Genomic DNA, 18,500 nt, shown 5'->3' on the forward strand with positions numbered 1-18,500 from the left:
CTGACGCCGTGGCCCGGTCGTCCTCCTTCGCCTCCCGGCAGTACCGCGATCACGGGGTGATCCTCCGCACCCACAAGCTGGGTGAAGCGGACCGCATCATCGTGCTGCTCACCCGGCGGCACGGCCAGGTGCGGGCGGTGGCGAAGGGCGTCCGGCGCACCAGCAGCAAGTTCGGTGCCCGCCTCGAGCCGTTCATGGTGGCCGATCTGCAGCTGGTCACCGGCCGGAACCTGGACATCGTGTCCCAGGCCGAGTCGGTGGCCAGCTACGGTCAGCCGATCGTCGCGGACTACGCCAAGTACACGGCTGCGGCGGCGATCTGCGAGACCGCCGAACGGCTCAGCGACATCGACACGGAGGCGGCCAGCAGCCAGTACGGCCTGCTGCTCGGGGCCCTGCACGCCCTCGCCGCCGGCTCCCACTCGCCCCAGACGGTGCTCGACTCGTACCTGCTGCGAGCCCTCGCCGAGGCCGGGTGGGCGCCGAGCTTCACCGACTGCGCGCGCTGCGGCGCGCCGGGCCCGCACCGGGCGTTCTCGGTGCCGGTCGGCGGCGTCGTCTGCCCGGCGTGCCGGCCCCCGGGGTCGGCGTCACCGGACCCGGCCACCCTGACCCTGCTGGCGGCCCTGCTCGCGGGTGACTGGGCCGGGACGGGCGACGCGGACCAGACGCAGCGCAACGAGGCCTCCGGTCTGGTCGCCGCGTACGCGCAGTACCACCTGGAGCGCTCCGTGCGCTCCCTCCGACACATCGAGAGGGTCTGACGCCGCGATGTCCGACCGCCCCGACGGCCTGCGCCGTCCCGCCGCTCCGGAACCGCACCCCAGCGGCGCACGGCCCCCCGCCGTGCCGCCCGCCCTGGTGCCCCGGCACGTGGCGATCGTGATGGACGGCAACGGCCGCTGGGCCAACCAGCGCGGACTGCCGCGCAACGAGGGGCACCGGCGCGGTGAGGCGGCGCTGCTCGACGTCGTGGCCGGCGCCATCGAGATCGGCGTCGAGTACGTCAGCGTCTACGCCTTCTCGACCGAGAACTGGAAGCGGTCCCCGGAGGAGGTGCGCTTCCTGATGGGCTTCAGCCGGGACGTGCTGCGCCGCCAGCGCGACCAGCTGGACGCCTGGGGCGTGCGGGTGCGCTGGTCCGGCCGGCGGCCGCGGCTGTGGCGCTCCGTCGTCAACGAGCTCGAGGTCGCCGAGGAACGCACCCGCGGCAACACCACCTGCACCCTCACCATGTGCGTCAACTACGGCGGCCGGGCCGAGATCGCCGACGCGGTCGCCGGGATCGCCGAGGACGTCGCCGCCGGGCGGCTGCGCCCCGGTGCCGTCACGGAGAAGACGATCCAGCGCTACCTGGACGAACCGGACCTGCCCGACGTCGACCTGTTCCTGCGGACCTCCGGCGAACAGCGGATGAGCAACTTCCTGCTCTGGCAGTCCGCCTACGCGGAGTTCGTCTTCCTCGACACGCTGTGGCCCGACGTGGACCGGCGCACCCTGTGGGACGCCATCGAGATCTACGCGCGGCGGGACCGCCGGTACGGCGCAGCCGTGGACCGGGCCGTCGGCTCGGCGGAGGCGTCCGGGGAGTAGACGCCTCCGAGGTCCGTCCACGCGCACGGACCGATCGGACCGATCCGGTCGGAGGGCGGTCGATCGCGGTGCGGTCGATCCCGCCGACCCGCCCTAAGCTGGCAGGCGTGACTGGCACCCTCGTCGCGAAGGACCTGGCCGGCGGCCACGGTCACCGCACCCTCTTCGAATCCCTCGACCTCACGGTCGCTCCCGGCGACGTCGTCGGCGTCGTGGGGGCCAACGGCGCCGGGAAGTCCACCCTCCTGCGCCTGCTCGGTGGTGAGGCGACACCGATGGCGGGAACGGTCTCGACGGCACCGGCCAACGCCTTCGTGGGCTGGCTGCCGCAGGAGCACGAGCGGGTCGTGGGGGAGACCGTGGCCGGTTACCTCGGGAGGCGGACCGGCGCCACCGCTGCGACCGAGGCCATGGAGGCGGCGGCAGCCGCGCTCGAGTCCGACGATCCCGACGCCGGCGATACCTATGCCGACGCCCTCGAGCACTGGCTCGCCACGGGCGCGCCGGACCTGGAGGACCGTGCGCCCGCGACGCTCGCCGAGCTCGGCCTGGACGTCGGCATCGACGCGCTGATGACCGGCCTGTCCGGCGGGCAGGCGGCCCGGGTCGCCCTCGCCGCGCTGCTGCTCAGCCGCTTCGACGTGGTGCTCCTCGACGAGCCCACCAACGACCTCGACCTCGACGGGCTCGAGCGCCTCGAACGCTTCGTCCGTGGGCTGCGCGCGGGCGTCGTGCTCGTCTCGCACGATCGCGAGTTCCTGGCCCGCTGTGTCACGCGGATCGTCGAGCTCGATCTCGCGCAGAACCAGGTCGCGGTGTACGACGGCGGCTACGACGCGTTCCTCGAGGAGCGCGCCATCGCGCGCCGGCACGCACGCGAGGCCTACGAGGAGTTCGCCGACCGGAAGGCGGACCTGGTCGGCCGCGCCCGCACGCAGCGCGAGTGGAGCTCCCAGGGCGTGCGCAACGCCATGAAGAAGTCGCCCGACAACGACAAGGTCCGGCGTCGTGCGCAGACCGAGTCGTCGGAGAAGCAGGCGCAGAAGGTGCGCCAGATGGAGTCGCGGATCGCGCGCCTCGAGGTGGTCGAGGAGCCCCGCAAGGAGTGGGTGCTCCAGTTCGACATCGCTGCCGCCCCGCGATCGAGCAGCGTCGTCGCCACGCTCGACGGGGCCACGAAACGGCTCGGTGATTTCGTCCTCGGACCGGTGTCCCTCCAGGTCGCCGCCGGGGACCGGATCGCCATCACCGGGCCCAACGGCGCCGGCAAGACCACCCTGCTGCGGCTGCTGCTCGGGCGCACCACGCCCGACGACGGACGGGCCTCCCTCGGCGCCAGCGTCGCGATCGGGGAGATCGACCAGTCCCGCACCGCACTGGACGAGGGTCTGCCGCTCGGTGACGCCTTCGAGGCCGCCGTCCCCACCATGGCATCGTCCGAGGTCCGCACCCTGCTGGCCAAGTTCGGGCTGAAGGCCGACCAGGTCGCCAGCGAGGTCGGGCGCCTGTCGCCGGGCGAGCGCACCCGCGCCGCGATGGCGCTCCTCCAGGCCCGTGGCGTCAACCTGCTCGTCCTCGACGAACCGACCAACCACCTCGACCTGCCCGCGATCGAGCAGCTCGAACAGGCCCTCGACTCGTACGACGGCACCCTGCTGCTCGTCTCACACGACCGCCGGCTCCTCGCCAACGTCCGGCTGGACCAGCGGTGGGAAGTCGACGCGGGACAGGTCAGGGTGCGCTGACGGCGCGTCCCCTCCGGGAAAGGTGGGAGGGACATCGCGACTACGCCCGCCGGGACCGGCGGTACGGCGGCGCTGCGGCTGGTGTCGTGGCTTCTCCGGGCGACGGGTCCGCGCCCGGGGGATCCAGGACTGGCACCGCGACGGCCGCGGACCCGAACACGTACGCCTGCGCCCACTGGTCCATCGCGGAGTACACCGCGGCGCGGATGCGGGCGGGGGAGAGCAGCACGTCGTGCAGGGCCCCCTCGAAGCGGTTCACCGTCACCCGCGGGCCGAGGTCGAGGGCGCGCTGCGCCATCGTCGTCACGTCCAGCACGCAGTCGGCGCTCCGCATGCGCTCGTTCCAGCGCGGGGAGATGACGGAGCGAGCGCTGGTCAGCACCAGTGCCGGGCAGTCCAGATCCAGACCGCGGGCCACCGTCTGCTGGCCGGCGACGACGGCGCGCAGCCAGCCGGCGCGGACCGGGAACGAGAACCGGGGACGCCAGCGCGGGTCCAGCTCCCACTCGCCGTCCGCCTGGTCGCTCAGCGTGCGCCAGTAGTGGTCGACCGCCGGCAGCCGCAGGGCCGTCCGTGGCCGGCGCCGGGCGAGCTGCTCGAGCACCGGGGTGGTCGTCGTGCGCACCAGCGCGCTGCCGTGCGCCTCCAGCCACGGGCTGTTCAGCACCAGGGCGCGCACTCGGCCGGGATGCCGTGCGGCCCACAGGCTCGCCACCAGGCCGCCGGTGGAGTGGCCCATCAGCACGAGCGGCCCGCTCGGTGCTGCGCCGCCGTCCGCCGCGATGGCCGCCAGCGCGGCGTCGATGTCCTCGTCGTAGGCGCGCAGGTCGTCCACGTACCCCGGGGTCTGCCCGTCACGCAGGCTGCGGCCGTACTTGCGCAGGTACAGGGCGTGGAAGGCGCACCCGCGATCGGACCAGAACCGTGCCAGGTCGCGCTGATGGAAGTAGTCGGTCCACCCGTGCACGTAGAGGACGACCGGTTGCTCCGGGTCCCGACGCCGTGCCGTCCGTCGTGACGACGGTCGTCGCCGCCCCGGGTCCCGGTAGCGGATCAGGGTGGCCGTGACCGGACCCTCGTCGTCCTCGCTCAGAGGAAGGCTGCGGCTCGTGAAGCCGGGCCCGAGGAGGTCGGGCGCCCATGTCTGCACCACATCGTGAAAGCTATCACCGGCGGTCTGACGTGCCGCCCGCGGCAGGACCGCCGAACGACGCGGGCAACCCGTGGGGAAACGAGCACCGACACGAGCGCGGAGGGTGTCGGGTACCGCCCGGCCCGGATTGGCTGCCGCGGCGCCGGTGTGGCACGGTTTGTGCATGCGCCTGTACCCCGTGGTCTTCCGTGCCGCCTTCTCCTGGATGGACGCCGAACGGGCGCACGGGATCGGTGCGGGCATGATCGGCCTCGCTCACCGCGTCGGCGCCGGACGCGTCCTGCATCGGATCGGCGCGCCGGATCCGGCGCTGCGCACCACCGTGATGGGTCTGGACTTCCCGTCGCCGTTCGGTCTCGCCGCCGGGTTCGACAAGCACGGCCGGCACACCGTCGCGCTGACCGATCTCGGCTTCGGGCACATCGAGGTCGGCACCATCACCGGCACGGCCCAGCCCGGCAACCCGCGGCCCCGGCTGTTCCGGCTCATCGCCGACCGCGCCGTGATCAATCGGATGGGGTTCAACAACGACGGCGCCGCCGTGCTCGCGCCGCGTCTGGCCGCGGTCCGGGCGGACCTGGAGCGGCGGTACGGGCGGGAGCGGCCCCTCATCGGGGTCAACATCGGCAAGACGAAGGCGGCCGAGCTGGCCGACGCCGCCGCCGACTACGAGCACTCGGCCCGCACCCTCGCGCCGCACGCCGACTACCTCGTCGTCAACGTCTCCAGCCCCAACACGCCGGGGCTTCGGCAACTGCAGGAGATCGACGCGCTGGCCCCGCTGCTGCGCGCCGTCCGGTCCTCGGCGACGGCCGCGGGGCGGCCCGACGTCCCGCTGCTGGTGAAGATCGCCCCGGACCTGGCCGACGAGGACGTCGACGCCGTGGCCGCTCTCGCCCTCGAGCTGGGACTCGACGGCATCATCGCCACCAACACCACGCTGCGCCGGGACGGGCTGGCCACCGACGCCGCCACGGTCACGGCCGCAGGGGCCGGGGGACTGTCGGGAACACCGCTGGCCGACCGGTCCCTCGCCGTGCTCCGCCGGCTGAAGGCCGCCGTGGGGGACCGGCTCGCGCTGGTCTCGGTGGGCGGGGTGACGACCGCCGACGACGTCGCGGAGCGGCTCGTCGCCGGCGCGGACCTGGTACAGGGCTACACCGCGTTCCTCTACGAGGGACCGTTCTGGGCCGCGAGGATCAACGCCGGCCTCGCGCGCCGGCTCGGTACCGGTCGACGTTCCTAACGGCGACGCCGGCCGTCGAGTGTGCGGCTGACGCACTCATCCTGGCCGAATGACGACATCGTCCGCACACTCGACGCGGGCAACAGGCCGGCCGGATGAGGTGAACGGCGCGGGCAACAGGCCGACGGAACGACGCAGGGCCCGGGTCACCGTTCGGTGACCCGGGCCCTTTCGCGCGGGTGCGGCGTCGGCCGCGTCCGGTCAGGCCGGGCGCTTCTCCGGGGAGACCGTCTTGGAGGCGTCGGACTCGATGACACCCGCGAGGGCGTCGTCGATGGCCTTCATCGCGTCCGCGTCGAGCTTCACGCCGGCGGCCGCGACGTTCTCGGCCACCTGCTCGGGCCGCGAGGCGCCGACGAGGGCGGCAGCGACATTGTCGTTCTGCAGCACCCACGCGACGGCCAGCTGCGACATCTTCAGGCCGGCGCCGTCGGCGATCGGGCGCAGCTTCTGCACCGCGGTCAGGGTCTGCTCGTTCATGAACCGGGAGATCGTGTCCTGGCCGCCCTTGCTGTCCGTGGCGCGCGAGCCGGCCGGGGCGTCCTTGCCGGGCTCGTACTTGCCCGAGAGCACGCCCTGGGCCATCGGGGACCAGACGATCTGGGAGATGCCGAGCTCACGGGACGTGGGCACGACCTTCTCCTCGATCACGCGCCACAGGGCCGAGTACTGCGGCTGGTTGGAGACGATCGAGAAACCGGCCTGACGGGCGAGCTCCTGGCCGCGCCGCAGCTGGTCGGCGTCCCACTCGGAGACACCGATGTAGAGCGCCTTGCCGGAGCGCACGACGTCCGCGAAGGCCTGGATGGTCTCCTCGAGCGGGGTCTCGTGGTCGTACCGATGGGCCTGGTAGAGGTCCACGTAGTCCATCTGCAGCCGGGAGAGGGAGTTGTCGATGCCCTCCATGATGTGCTTGCGGCTCAGCCCGACGTCGTTGACGCCCTTGGGGCCGACCGGCCAGTACACCTTGGTGAAGATCTCGAGGGACTCGCGGCGCTCGTTCTTGAGCGCGTCGCCGAGGACCTTCTCCGCCGCGCCGTTCGCGTAGGCGTCCGCGGTGTCGAAGGTGGTGATGCCGGCGTCGAGCGCCGCGCGCACGCACTGCGTGGCGACGTCGTTCTCGACCTGAGAGCCGTGGGTGAGCCAGTTGCCGTAGGTGATCTCGGAGACCTTGAGACCACTGTTGCCGAGGTATCGGTAATCCATCTCGCCAGACTATGCCCGCTGGTCAAGAGGACAGTGCAGCGCAGTCACGGACTGTGCCGCGGAGCTCAGGAGGGGTATTGTCCGCGCTTGACCATCGGCTTGGGCAGGCGGATGCGGCGGAACTGCAGGGTGCGCATGAAGCCGTACCAGTAGACGCCGCGCTCGACCTCGCCGAACTTCGCGGTCAGGTGCCGCTTGAGGGCGCGTCGCAGCCACAGGCCGTCGATGGCGACGACGGCGACGAAGGCGTAGAAGAAGACGAGCACGATCGACTGCACGCTGGTGACCGGGATGAAGGTCAGCAGCACGAACACCAGGGCCAGCGGCAGCAGGATCTCCCCGATGCTGAAGCGGGCGTCCACCCAGTCGCGCACGAAGCGCTTCTGGGGACCCTTGTCGCGCAGCGGCAGGTACTTGTCCTCACCGGTGTCCATGGCGCGGCGGGTGCGCATCCGCGCCTCCCGGCTGGCGTCACGGCTCGCCTCCCGGGCGGCCTTGCGGTCATCGGGGACCAGCGGGCGACGCCGGGCCGCCTCCTGGTCACGCCGCTTCGGCGTGGGGGCACCCTTGCCCGCGGGGCGGCGCGCGGCGTCGGCCGGCTCCTCCACGTCAGCGGCGGTCACGGCGGTTGATCCTCTGTTGCGTCCGAACACCCGTCAAGGATACCGGGCAGCCGTCGCTCCGCGCGCCCGGGACGCGGTCGTTCCGTGTGCCGTCCGCCCGGCCCCCCCCCCGCGCCGCCGGCCCGACGAACCGCGCACGCCCCCGGCTAGGCTGGCCGGCATGAGCGCACCGACCTCCCGTCCGCAGCCCGCCACGCCGTCCGACCCCACCGAGGCAGCGATCGCCGCCGCCGTCGACGAGAGCCTGCCCGGCACACTCGAGTCCCTCGCGCACCTGGTGAGCATCCCCGGAATCGCCTGGGCCTCCTTCGATCCCGAGAACCTGCAGCGCAGCGCCCGCACGGTCGCCGACCTGTTCTCCGGCCTGGGCCTCGAGGCGCAGGTGCTCAGCGTGGACGCCGGCGACCGTGCCGGCGGACCCGCGGTCGTGGCGACCCGGCCCGCGGCCGAGGGTCAGCCGACCGTGCTGCTGTACGCGCACCACGACGTCCAGCCCCCGGGCGACCCGGACGCCTGGGAGAGCGAGCCGTTCACCCTGGTCGAGCGCGGCGGTCGCCTCTTCGGCCGCGGTGCCGCCGACGACAAGGGCGGCGTCATGGTCCACGTCGCCGCGCTCGGCGCCCTGGCGAAGGCCGTCGGCGAGACCGGCGTGGGCGTCACCGTCTTCGTCGAGGGGGAGGAGGAGGCCGGCTCCCCGACGTTCCGGGCCTTCCTCGACGCCCACCGGGACCTGCTGCGCGCCGACGTCATCGTCGTCGCGGACGCCGGGAACTGGAAGGCCGGCGTGCCCGCGCTGACCACGAGCCTGCGCGGCCTGGTCGACGGGACCGTCACGGTCAAGGTGCTGGACCACGGGGTGCACTCGGGCATGTTCGGCGGCCCGGTGCTCGACGCGGTCACCCTGCTCAGCCGGCTGATCGCCACCCTGCACGACGAGAACGGCGACGTCGCCGTCGAGGGCCTGGTGCAGGGCACCGCCGAGGGTCTGGACTACGACGAGGACGCCTTCCGGGCGGACGCGTCGATGCTGCCGGGCACCCAGCTGGCCGGGACCGGCTCGCTGACCACGCGCCTGTGGAACCGGCCGGCCTTGTCCGTGATCGGGCTGGACGCGCCCGCCGTCGACGTCGCCTCCAACACCATCACCCCCGCCGCGCGGGCGAAGCTGAGCCTGCGGCTGGCCCCGGGGCAGGACCCGACCGCCGCCATGGAGGCCCTCGAGCGCCACCTGACCGGCCACGCCCCCTTCGGTGCGCAGGTCGAGTTCACCGTGGGGGAGAGCGGCCAGGCGTTCGACGCCGACGTCACCTCCACCGCCTCCGAGCTGGCGCTGCGATCCCTGAGCGATGCGTGGGGCACCCCTGCCGTCACCGCGGGCATGGGCGGTTCCATCCCCTTCGTCGCCGACCTGACCGAGGTCTACCCGGAGGCGCAGATCCTGCTCACCGGCGTCATCGACCCCGATACGCGCGCCCACGGGGCCGACGAGTCGATGGACCGGGCCGACTTCCGCAACGCGATCGTGGCCGAGGCCCTGCTGCTGCACCGGCTGCGCCGCTGAGACCACCCCGGGGGGATCGGTCCTCCCGACGTCCCCGCGACCCCGTCCGACAGCCGCCCGCAACGCTGCCGGACGGCCGCGGTGACGACGTACGATGGAAGCACGCCGTCGGGCGCCGGGCGCGAGAACACGCGTGACGGCCCCGGTCAGCACAGAGAGGACTCACCGTGAGCGCATCGACCACCGAGACCGTGGACACCGCCGACCTGCCCACCCATGACGTCAACCTCAGCGACGTCGCCGCGCAGAAGGTCGCCAGCCTGCTGGACCAGGAAGGACGCACCGACCTGCGGCTGCGGATCGCCGTCCAGCCGGGCGGCTGCTCCGGGCTGATCTACCAGCTCTACTTCGACGAGCGGATCCTGGACGGCGACGCCGTCCGCGACTACGACGGTGTCGAGGTCGTCGTCGACAAGATGAGCGTGCCGTACCTGTCGGGCGCGAGCATCGACTTCGAGGACACGATCGCGAAGCAGGGCTTCACCATCGACAACCCGAACGCTGCGGGCTCCTGCGCCTGCGGCGACTCGTTCCACTAGGAGCACTCCGGAGCCCGGCGGTCACCCGCCGGGCTCCGCCGCAGATCAGCCGCATCCCGGGCGCCCGCCACGCGGGCCCGGGGTGGGGGCGGGGAGCCGGATCTGGCGGTAGGCTCTACACGGAGTAGTAAAGCGGTGACGTTCCCGGGGCACCGTCGCAAGACGGAGACGGAACGGCAGGCACCGCATCTCGTACCGAAGAGGAAGGGCCGTTTCGTGACTTCGCGGAAACCCAACGGCGGGCACCGGTTCCGTCTCGCCGGGGCGGTGGCCATCGGAGCAGCGGCAACCGTGCTGCTGTCAGGATGCACCAGTGAAGCCAGCAAGGGCTGGCTCCCGTCCGAGCGGGACATCACGGACCGCTCGCACTACATCTGGGATCTCTGGATCAACTCGTGGATCGCGGCTCTCGCCGTCGGCGTGCTGGTCTGGGGTCTGATCCTGTGGTGCATCATCGCCTACCGTCGCCGCAAGACCGACAAGGGCTACCCCCGGCAGCTGAGCTACAACCTGCCGATCGAGATCTTCTACACCTTCGTGCCGCTGGCCATGGTGTTCGTCCTCTTCTACTTCACCGATGTCGCGCAGACCAACCTGCTGCAGCGCAGCGACCACCCGGACCTCGTCGTCGACGTCCGTGCCAAGCAGTGGTCCTGGGACTTCAACTACGTGCAGCAGAACACCTACGACTCCGGCACCCAGGCGCACCTGGACGGCAAGCCCGGAGCCAAGGACCGCCTGCCCACCCTGTACCTGCCGGTCGACCGCACGGTCGAGCTGCAGCTGAACGCCCGTGACGTCATCCACTCCTTCTGGGTTCCCGCGTTCCTGCAGAAGATGGACATGATCCCGGGCAAGACCAACTACATGACGATCACCCCTCAGAAGGAGGGGCAGTTCGACGGCAAGTGCACCGAGCTGTGCGGCGAGTACCACTCGGAGATGCTGTTCAACGTCAAGGTCGTCAGCCAGGCCGAGTTCGACCAGCACATGCAGCAGCTGCGCGACGCCGGCCACAGTGGACAGATCGGCCAGGAGTACGACCGCAACGCGGACCTGACCCCCAACTCGGCGTCGGAAGGCTGATCAATCGTGTCGACATACGACTACACCGCTGAGGACTCGTCCGTCGCGACCGCGCCGCGCGTGGTGCCCCGCTCCAAGGGGCGGCTCGTGGTCAGCTGGCTGACCAGCACCGACCACAAGACCATCGGGTACATGTACCTGATCGGTTCCTTCATCTTCTTCTGCATCGGCGGCGTGATGGCGCTGCTGATCCGCTCGGAGCTCTTCGAGCCCGGCATGCAGATCCTGCAGACGAAGGATCAGTACAACCAGCTGTTCACGATGCACGGCACGATCATGCTGCTGATGTTCGCGACGCCGCTGTTCGCCGGCTTCACCAACGTGATCATGCCCCTGCAGATCGGCGCGCCCGACGTCGCGTTCCCCCGGCTGAACGCCCTCGCGTTCTGGTTCTACCTCTTCGGTTCGACCATCGCCGTGGCCGGCTACATCACCCCCCAGGGTGCCGCGTCGTTCGGCTGGTTTGCCTATGCGCCGCTGTCGAACACGACGTTCTCGCCCGGTATCGGTGGTGACCTGTGGGTCTTCGGCCTCGCGCTCTCCGGCTTCGGCACCATCCTGGGCGCCGTCAACTTCATCACCACGATCATCTGCATGCGTGCCCCCGGCATGACCATGTGGCGGATGCCGATCTTCACCTGGAACGCCCTGGTGACGTCGATGCTCGTGCTGATGGCGTTCCCGCCGCTGGCCGCCGCGCTGTTCGCGCTCGGTGCCGACCGCAAGTTCGGTGCGCACATCTTCGATCCGGAGAACGGGGGAGCGATCCTCTGGCAGCACCTGTTCTGGTTCTTCGGCCACCCCGAGGTGTACATCATCGCGCTGCCGTTCTTCGGCATCGTGACCGAGATCTTCCCGGTGTTCTCCCGCAAGCCGATCTTCGGCTACAAGGGCCTGGTGTTCGCGACCATCGCCATCGCCGCCCTGTCGGTGACGGTGTGGGCGCACCACATGTACGTGACCGGTTCGGTCATGCTGCCGTTCTTCGCCTTCATGACGATGCTGATCGCGGTGCCGACCGGCGTGAAGTTCTTCAACTGGATCGGCACGCTGTTCCGGGGCTCGGTGACGTTCGAGACGCCGATGCTGTGGTCGATCGGGTTCCTGATCACTTTCCTGTTCGGTGGCCTGACCGGCATCATCCTGGCCGCCCCGCCGCTTGACTTCCACGTTTCCGACACGTACTTCGTCGTCGCCCACTTCCACTACGTGGTCTTCGGCACCGTGGTGTTCGCGATGTTCGCCGGCTTCTACTTCTGGTGGCCGAAATTCACCGGGTCGATGCTCAACGAGCGCCTCGGCAAGATCCACTTCTGGATGCTGTTCCTCGGCTTCCACGGCACCTTCCTCATCCAGCACTGGCTGGGCGTGGTGGGTATGCCGCGGCGGTACGCGGACTACCTGCCCGAGGACAACTTCACCTGGATGAACCAGATCTCCACGGTCTCCTCGTTCGTCCTCGGTGCCTCGCTGCTGCCGTTCTTCTGGAACGTCTACGTGACCTGGCGCCGCAAGGAGAAGGTCATGGTCGACGACCCCTGGGGCTTCGGTGGATCGCTCGAGTGGGCGACGTCCTGCCCGCCGCCGCGGCACAACTTCACGTCGCTGCCGCGCATCCGCTCGGAGCGCCCCGCGCTGGATCTGCACCACCCCGAGCTGGCGGCGCACTCCGCCCCGCCGAACGCCACCGCCGCCGTCTTCGGTCCGGCCGATCGAGGAGAAGGCTGACCCATGCGCGTCGAGACCAAACTGTTCCTGTTCATGGTGCCGTTCTTCATCGTCGTCGGCACCGTCTACGGCTTCATGGTGCACTGGCAGGAGCCCGTCGGCTTCCTCGGCATCTGGCTGGTGGCGGCCCTCGCCGCGATGATCGGCCTGTACCTCTGGTACACCGGTCGCCGGGTGGGCTTCCGCCCCGAGGACCGCACGGACGGCGAGATCCACGAGGGCGCCGGCGAACAGGGCTTCTTCAGCCCGTGGAGCTGGTGGCCCGTGACCCTGGCGCTGGCCTGTGCCGCCGCGATGCTCGGGATGGCCGTCGGCTGGTGGATCGTCTTCATCGGCGTCTTCCTCGCCGTGATCGGCCTGGTCGGCTGGGTGTTCGAGTACAGCCGTGGCGATCACGCACACTGACCAGCCAGGCACGACCTGACGAGAGGCCCGGGCGGGCGACCGCACCGGGCCTCTCGCGTATCCGCAGGGGCGTCGACGTCGAGCCGGGCGCCCGGTGAACGAGCCCGGAGGGGGCGACGTGGAGGAAGGGATGACCGGCTATCGCCGGGTGCTGGCGCACCTGCGCGAGGACGTGCTGGGCGTCCTGGAGCCGGGGGATGGTCTGCCGCCCGAGCGGGAGCTCGCGGTGCGGTTCGGGGTGGCCCGGATGACGGTGCGACGGGCACTGGACGAGCTCGCCACCGAGGGCCTGATCGACCGCCTCGTGGGGGTTGGGACCTTCGTCGCCTACCCCAAGCGGTCCATCCACGTGCAGCTGACCTCCTACACCGAGGAGATGACGCGCCGCGGTATGATCCCGACGGCCACCGTGCTCGACTTCGGTGCGGTGGCCGCGTCCGACCACGTCGCGCGGCAGCTGCGCCTCGAGCCCGGCGACCCGGTGCTGCGGTACCGGCGTCTCTTCTACGCCGACGGGGAGCCGATGAGCGTGGACGAGAACTTCCTCGTGCCGCAGCACGTACCGGGCATGGCCAAGGCGGCTCCGCCGCCGTCGCTCTACCGGTACCTGAGCGAGGAGTACGGCCTGGTGATCGACTGGGGGGAGGACACCATCGAGGCGACGTCGGCGACGCCCTCGCTGGCGCGGCTCCTGCGGATCGACGCCCGCGACCCGCTGCTGAAGATCGAACGGCGCGCGTACGTCGGGCGGGTCATCGTCGACTTCTCGGTGTCCTACTACCGGGCGGACCGCTACCGGCTCTCCGTGCCCCTGCAGCGGCCGCGACGGGCCCCGCAGCACCGTCCGGTGTTCCGGGGCCACTGAAAGCCGTCAGCGGCCGTCAGCGGCCCTGCTCGCGGCCTCCGGACGCTCCTGACGGCTCGTGACCGCCCGGGGTCACCTCGGCCGTTCAGGCGCGGTCGTGGAGGGTGACGTGGTACCCGTCGAGGTCGGCGAACGTGAAGGTCCGGCCGAACGGTCCGTCGACGGGTGCGGAGACGATGGTGTGGCCGTCCTCGACGAGAGCATCGTGGATGGACTGGACATCGGTGTCGTGGAGCCAGATCGCGGCGCCGATGCCCGGCTGCCGGGCGGACGCGAGGTCCGTGCCCGGGACGAGGTCGCGGAGGGCGAAGGCGATCGGCGTCGTCGTGAACACGACGGCGTGAGGCGGACCGGCCGGTGAACGGACGAGGCCGAGGTAGCGCTCGTAGAACGCCTGCGACGCGGCGAGATCGGTGGCCTGGAGGGAGATGAAGTCGGGACCGGTGGCGGGCATGGAATTGCTCCTTCTCATGATGTCAGTCACTGACACGGATCACGGTATGTCAGAATACTGACATGACGCAAGAGGATGCCGGCATCGAGCTGGACACGTCCCTGGGGTACCTGCTGAAGGAGGCGTCCAGCGCTCTCCGGGTGGCCATGGAGGAGGTGCTCCGGCCGCTCGGGATGACCGTGACCCACTACTCCTGCCTCGAACTGCTGGCGCAGCGGCCCGGCCTCTCGAACTCCGAGCTCGCGCGTGGCGCCTTCGTGACCCGGCAGTCCATGAACGTGCTGCTGCAGCACCTGGAGCGCGAGGGCATCGTGAGTCGTCCGGCCGAGGCGACCGTGGGGAAGGTGCTCCCTGCCCAGCTCACCTCGCGGGGCCGGCGGAGCCTCGAGCAGGCGACGGCTGCGGTGCGCTCCGTGGAGGTACGCATGCTGTCCGGGCTCTCCGTGCGCGACCAGGCCCACGCTCTCGTGGTCCTGCGCAGCATGGTCCGTTCCCTGCGCGGTCCCGGCGACGCCGACCGCTGACAGCTGATACCGGCCGCTGTCACTGCCTGCTGATCTTCCGCCTGCTGATACCGGCCGCTGTCACCGGATCCGGACATGCCACGGGGCCGGCAGGGAAGATCCTGCCGGCCCCGTGACGGGTGAACCGTGTGTCAGCGGCCGATGCTGGCCCGCTCCGCCTCCGCGGTCTCGATCTCGTCGTGACCGTGGTGGGAGTGCGCTGCCTCGAGCTCGGCCGGCGTGACCGGGGCCACGCGGTCCTCGAAGAAGAACCGCGACACCCGGCCCCGCACGCGCTCGGCGCCGGAGACCTTGCCGTTGCGGCCCGGTCGAGCCTCGAGCACCTGGGGGGAGTCGAAGTTGACCATGCGGTACAGCCGGTAGCGGTCGACCGGCTCGTGCACCTCGATGAACTCACCGTGCGGCAGCCGCACCACGCGTCCGGTCTCCCGGCCGTGCAGGGCGATCTCGCGGTCCTTGCGCTGCAGCGCCAGGGCGATGCGGCGGGCCACGATGAACCCGAGGATCGGGCCGATGAAGAACAGCGCCCGCAGCCAGTAGGTGACATCGTTCAGCGACACGTGGAAGTGGGTGGCGATGAGGTCGGAACTCGCCGCGGCCCACAGCACGCAGTAGTACACGACGCCGGCGACGCCGATCGCCGTCCGGGTCGGCGCGTTGCGCGGGCGGTCCAGGATGTGGTGCTCCCGGTCGTCCTTCGTCACCCAGCGCTCGATCCACGGGTAGAGGAACATGACCGTGAACAGGACGAGCGCGGGGCCGAGGGCCGGCAGCAGCACGTTCAGCGTCAGCGTCCAGTTCCCGAACAGCACGAACTCCCAGTGCCACGGCCAGGTGCCGGGCATCAGGCGGAGCGCGCCGTCGACCCACCCGATGTACCAGTCCGGCTGGGTGCCGGCCGAGACGGGGGAGGGGTCGTAGGGACCGTAGTTCCAGATCGGGTTGATCGTGAACGCCGCCGCCATCAGGGCGATCACGCCGAAGACGATGAAGAAGAATCCACCGGCCTTCGCCGCGTAGATCGGGCCGACGGGGTACCCGACGACGTTGGTCTCCTTGCGGCCGGGACCCGGGTACTGGGTGTGTTTGTGCAACACCACCATGAACAGGTGCACCGCGATCATCAACAGGATGATCGCCGGGATCAGCAGGATGTGCAGCGTGAACAGCCGGCTGATGATGTGCGTCCCGGGGAACTCCCCGCCGAACAGGAAGAACGAGATGTACGTGCCAACGAGCGGGATCGCCTTGATCACGCCGTCGATGATCCGCAGACCGTTGCCGGAGAGCAGGTCGTCCGGCAGCGAGTAGCCGGTGAAGCCGGCGGCGAGGCCCAGGATCAGCAGCACGCAGCCGACGACCCAGTTGAGCTCACGCGGCTTGCGGAACGCGCCGGTGAAGAACACGCGCAGCATGTGCACCGCGTTGGACGCCACGAACAGCAGCGCCGCCCAGTGGTGCACCTGGCGCATGAACAGGCCGCCCCGGATGTCGAAGGAGATGTCGAGCGATGACTGGTACGCCACCGACATCTCGACGCCCTTCATCGGGACGTACGAGCCGGCGTAGTGCGTCTCCGCCATCGACGGGTTGAACCAGAAGGTCAGGAAGGTGCCCGACAGCAGCAGGATGACGAACGAGTAGAGCGCCACCTCGCCGAACATGAACGACCAGTGGTCGGGGAAGATCTTCCGGCCGAACTCCTTGACCATGGCGGATCCGCCGACGCGCTGGTCGACGAAGTCGGCCATCTTGCCCACGGCGGTCGGCGCCACGTAGGTGTTGCGCTGATCAGTGGTGGTGGTGGACATCAGCCACGCTCCCAGAAACTCGGACCCACAGGCTCGTGGAAGTCACTTTGTGCAACGAGGTAGCCCTGGTCGTCGACCATGATGGGCAGTTGGGGCAGCGGATGGGACGCTGGCCCGAAAATGACCTTACACTCCTGCGTCAGGTCGAAGGTCGACTGGTGGCACGGGCAGAGCAGGTGGTGCGTGTGCTGCTCGTACAGGGCGACCGGGCAACCGACGTGGGTGCAGATCTTCGAATAGGCCACGATGCCCTCGTAGCCCCAGTTCTCGCGCCCGGCGGAGGGGTTGAGGTCCTCCGGGTTCAGGCGCATGAGGAGCACGACGGCCTTGGCCTTCTGTTCCAGCTTGTCCTCGGCCTCGTTGAGGCCTTCGGGGATGACATGGAAGACGGAGCCGATCTGCACGTCCGCCGCGCGGATGGGCGTGCCGTCGGGGTCGCGGGTCAGGCGTACCCCCTTGTTCCACATCGTGTGGCGCAGGGCGTCGCCGGGCAGCGGGCCGAGGTCGCGGAAGATCGCGATCGCGGGGAGCACGGCCAGCGCACCGGCGCCGATCAGGGTGTTGCGGATGAGCGGCCGGCGAGCGATGCCGGACTCCTCCAGGATGCCCCTGATGATGCCCTCGGCGTCCTTGCGGTCGGCCTCGGGACGGATGGTGTGCCGCTCCTCGACCCACTCGTGGTCCGGCATGAGCGTCTTCGCCCAGTGGACGACGCCGATGCCGATGCCGAACATCGCGAATGCGGTGCCGAGCCCGAGGAGCAGGTTCTGCAGCCGGAGTGTGGCGACGGTGTCGTCGAGCCGGATGAAGAAGTACCCGAAGAAGAACAGCAGGGTCCCGATGATGGACACGAGGAACAGCAGGGAGACCTGCCGTTCGTTGCGCTTGGCGGCGCGCGGCTGGGTGTCCGATAGCCGCGGGCGGTGCGGCGGGAGTCCCGGGTCCGCGTGCGCCATGTCGTTGGTTCGGCCGTCTGCCGTGGCGACTGCGCCGGAGTTGCCCGGGGTGCCGTTGCTACGGTCGCTCATGAGCCCCCTCATTCTTCGTCGTGGTGCTGATGTGTGTCGGGTTCCCGGTGCGCCGGCGGGTCTCCCGCCGCCCGCGTACCGGGGCAGTGCTCAGGAGGACCGTGAGGTCAGCCAGATCGTGAAGGCGATGATGACGCCGAGACCGGCGACCCACGCGAACAGACCCTCGGAGACGGGGCCGAGCGAGCCGAGGTCGGCTCCGCCCGGCGATCCCTGCGCCTCGATGGTCTTGAGGAAGGTGATCAGATTCCGCTTCTCGTCCGGCGTGATGTTCGAGTTGTTGAACACCGGCATGTTCTGCGGGCCCGTGACCATCGCCTCGTAGATGTGCTTCTCCGAGACGTCCTTCAGCGCCGGGGCGTACTTGCCCCGGGTCAGCGCGCCACCGGCGGCGGCAGCGTTGTGGCACATCGCGCAGTTGACGCGGAAGACCTCGCCACCCTTGGCTGCGTCGCCCTTGCTGGTGTCCAGCTGCTCCTCCGAGGGGACGGCGGGGCCGGCGCCGAGGGAGGCGACGTAAGCGGCGAGCTGACGGGTCTGCTCGTCGTTGAACTGCGCGGGCTTCTGCTCGGCCTGCGGACCGTTCGCGGCCATCGGCATGCGGCCGGTACCGACCTGGAAGTCGACGCTCGCGGCGCCGACGCCCACGAGGGACGGGCCCGCGGGGCTGCCCTTGGCGCCCATGCCATGGCAGGTGGCGCAGTTCGAGATGAACAGCTTCTGGCCGCTGGTGGCGTCCTCGGCGGTGTAGGTCTCCTTGGACTGCGAGGCCTGGGCGGTGTTCGCGGAGCTTGCGGCCGCGTACACCGTGCCGGTGATCAGCAGCGCCAGCAGGATCAGCGCCACCGCCGCGAGCGGGTGCCTACGCCGTTGTGCGAGTGACTTCACCTGTCCATACCTCTTCCGTCGTGGTTCTGCGTCGTCGGAGTGGCC

18 protein-coding genes are annotated in these 18,500 nt (G+C 70.3%); 11 read left to right on the forward strand and 7 right to left on the reverse strand.

Going from position 1 to position 18,500, the window contains the following annotated elements; all coding sequences use genetic code 11:
• Nucleotides 1–8 precede the first annotated feature (8 nt).
• From recO to BGP79_RS03305, 3 genes are all read left to right on the forward strand, one after another.
• On the forward strand, nucleotides 9–764 hold the full coding sequence (gene recO / locus BGP79_RS03295) for a DNA repair protein RecO (protein ID WP_076693168.1): 756 nt from the start codon (nucleotides 9–11) through the stop codon (nucleotides 762–764).
• 7 nt (nucleotides 765–771) lie between these two features.
• Nucleotides 772–1,593 (forward strand): isoprenyl transferase, encoded by an 822-nt coding sequence (locus BGP79_RS03300; protein WP_076693169.1) that lies wholly within the window; start codon nucleotides 772–774, stop codon nucleotides 1,591–1,593.
• A 107-nt stretch (nucleotides 1,594–1,700) separates the two neighbouring features.
• The gene (locus tag BGP79_RS03305; RefSeq protein WP_076693170.1) at nucleotides 1,701–3,338 is read left to right on the forward strand and encodes an ABC-F family ATP-binding cassette domain-containing protein; all 1,638 of its coding nucleotides are present in this window, start codon (nucleotides 1,701–1,703) and stop codon (nucleotides 3,336–3,338) included.
• A 40-nt stretch (nucleotides 3,339–3,378) separates the two neighbouring features.
• Here the strand turns inward: BGP79_RS03305 and BGP79_RS03310 are convergent, their stop codons facing one another.
• Nucleotides 3,379–4,491, reverse strand: a complete 1,113-nt coding sequence (locus BGP79_RS03310) for an alpha/beta hydrolase (protein WP_233121030.1) — start codon at nucleotides 4,489–4,491, stop codon at nucleotides 3,379–3,381.
• 163 nt (nucleotides 4,492–4,654) lie between these two features.
• Between BGP79_RS03310 and BGP79_RS03315 the strand changes: the two genes are divergently transcribed.
• A complete protein-coding gene (locus BGP79_RS03315; RefSeq protein WP_076693172.1) occupies nucleotides 4,655–5,737 on the forward strand; it encodes a quinone-dependent dihydroorotate dehydrogenase in 1,083 nt (360 codons plus the stop codon).
• A gap of 201 nt (nucleotides 5,738–5,938) precedes the next feature.
• Here BGP79_RS03315 and BGP79_RS03320 read toward each other — a convergent pair whose 3' ends face one another.
• Both BGP79_RS03320 and BGP79_RS03325 read right to left on the reverse strand, forming a co-directional pair.
• Nucleotides 5,939–6,943, reverse strand: coding sequence for an aldo/keto reductase family protein (locus tag BGP79_RS03320; RefSeq protein WP_076693173.1), 1,005 nt, complete (start codon nucleotides 6,941–6,943; stop codon nucleotides 5,939–5,941).
• Between the two features lie 65 nt (nucleotides 6,944–7,008).
• Nucleotides 7,009–7,596, reverse strand: coding sequence for a DUF3043 domain-containing protein (locus tag BGP79_RS03325; RefSeq protein ID WP_076693174.1), 588 nt, complete (start codon nucleotides 7,594–7,596; stop codon nucleotides 7,009–7,011).
• A gap of 130 nt (nucleotides 7,597–7,726) precedes the next feature.
• On the opposite strand from BGP79_RS03325, the gene BGP79_RS03330 reads away from it, so the two are divergent.
• The 6 genes from BGP79_RS03330 (at nucleotide 7,727) to BGP79_RS03355 (ending at nucleotide 13,750) form a co-directional block, all read left to right on the forward strand.
• Entirely contained in the window at nucleotides 7,727–9,127 is a 1,401-nt protein-coding gene (locus BGP79_RS03330) for a dipeptidase (RefSeq protein ID WP_076693175.1), read from the forward strand.
• Nucleotides 9,128–9,294: 167 nt separating this feature from the next.
• Nucleotides 9,295–9,666, forward strand: a complete 372-nt coding sequence (locus BGP79_RS03335) for an iron-sulfur cluster assembly accessory protein (protein WP_076693176.1) — start codon at nucleotides 9,295–9,297, stop codon at nucleotides 9,664–9,666.
• Between the two features lie 216 nt (nucleotides 9,667–9,882).
• Complete coding sequence (coxB, locus tag BGP79_RS03340) at nucleotides 9,883–10,752, forward strand: cytochrome c oxidase subunit II (RefSeq protein ID WP_076693177.1); 870 nt, start codon at nucleotides 9,883–9,885, stop codon at nucleotides 10,750–10,752.
• A 6-nt stretch (nucleotides 10,753–10,758) separates the two neighbouring features.
• Complete coding sequence (gene ctaD / locus BGP79_RS03345; RefSeq protein WP_076693178.1) at nucleotides 10,759–12,480, forward strand: cytochrome c oxidase subunit I; 1,722 nt, start codon at nucleotides 10,759–10,761, stop codon at nucleotides 12,478–12,480.
• 3 nt (nucleotides 12,481–12,483) lie between these two features.
• Complete coding sequence (locus BGP79_RS03350) at nucleotides 12,484–12,885, forward strand: cytochrome c oxidase subunit 4 (RefSeq protein WP_076693179.1); 402 nt, start codon at nucleotides 12,484–12,486, stop codon at nucleotides 12,883–12,885.
• A 130-nt stretch (nucleotides 12,886–13,015) separates the two neighbouring features.
• Nucleotides 13,016–13,750 (forward strand): GntR family transcriptional regulator, encoded by a 735-nt coding sequence (locus tag BGP79_RS03355; RefSeq protein WP_076693180.1) that lies wholly within the window; start codon nucleotides 13,016–13,018, stop codon nucleotides 13,748–13,750.
• Nucleotides 13,751–13,835: 85 nt separating this feature from the next.
• Here BGP79_RS03355 and BGP79_RS03360 read toward each other — a convergent pair whose 3' ends face one another.
• Nucleotides 13,836–14,204: a VOC family protein gene (locus BGP79_RS03360; protein ID WP_076693181.1), complete on the reverse strand. Its 369-nt coding sequence runs from the start codon at nucleotides 14,202–14,204 to the stop codon at nucleotides 13,836–13,838.
• 62 nt (nucleotides 14,205–14,266) lie between these two features.
• Here BGP79_RS03360 and BGP79_RS03365 point away from each other — a divergent pair, with 62 nt between their 5' ends.
• Nucleotides 14,267–14,728, forward strand: coding sequence for a MarR family winged helix-turn-helix transcriptional regulator (locus BGP79_RS03365; RefSeq protein ID WP_076693182.1), 462 nt, complete (start codon nucleotides 14,267–14,269; stop codon nucleotides 14,726–14,728).
• A gap of 131 nt (nucleotides 14,729–14,859) precedes the next feature.
• Here the strand turns inward: BGP79_RS03365 and BGP79_RS03370 are convergent, their stop codons facing one another.
• From BGP79_RS03370 to BGP79_RS03380, 3 genes are all read right to left on the reverse strand, one after another.
• Nucleotides 14,860–16,539, reverse strand: coding sequence for a cytochrome bc complex cytochrome b subunit (locus BGP79_RS03370; RefSeq protein ID WP_076693183.1), 1,680 nt, complete (start codon nucleotides 16,537–16,539; stop codon nucleotides 14,860–14,862).
• A complete protein-coding gene (locus BGP79_RS03375; RefSeq protein ID WP_076693184.1) occupies nucleotides 16,539–17,567 on the reverse strand; it encodes a ubiquinol-cytochrome c reductase iron-sulfur subunit in 1,029 nt (342 codons plus the stop codon). Before BGP79_RS03375 ends, BGP79_RS03370 begins: the two co-directional genes overlap by 1 nt.
• A gap of 90 nt (nucleotides 17,568–17,657) precedes the next feature.
• Nucleotides 17,658–18,455: a c-type cytochrome gene (locus tag BGP79_RS03380; RefSeq protein ID WP_076693185.1), complete on the reverse strand. Its 798-nt coding sequence runs from the start codon at nucleotides 18,453–18,455 to the stop codon at nucleotides 17,658–17,660.
• Nucleotides 18,456–18,500: the final 45 nt, after the last annotated feature.

Origin of the sequence: Tersicoccus sp. Bi-70, assembly GCF_001968825.1 — a bacterium.
Taxonomy (GTDB): domain Bacteria; phylum Actinomycetota; class Actinomycetes; order Actinomycetales; family Micrococcaceae; genus Tersicoccus.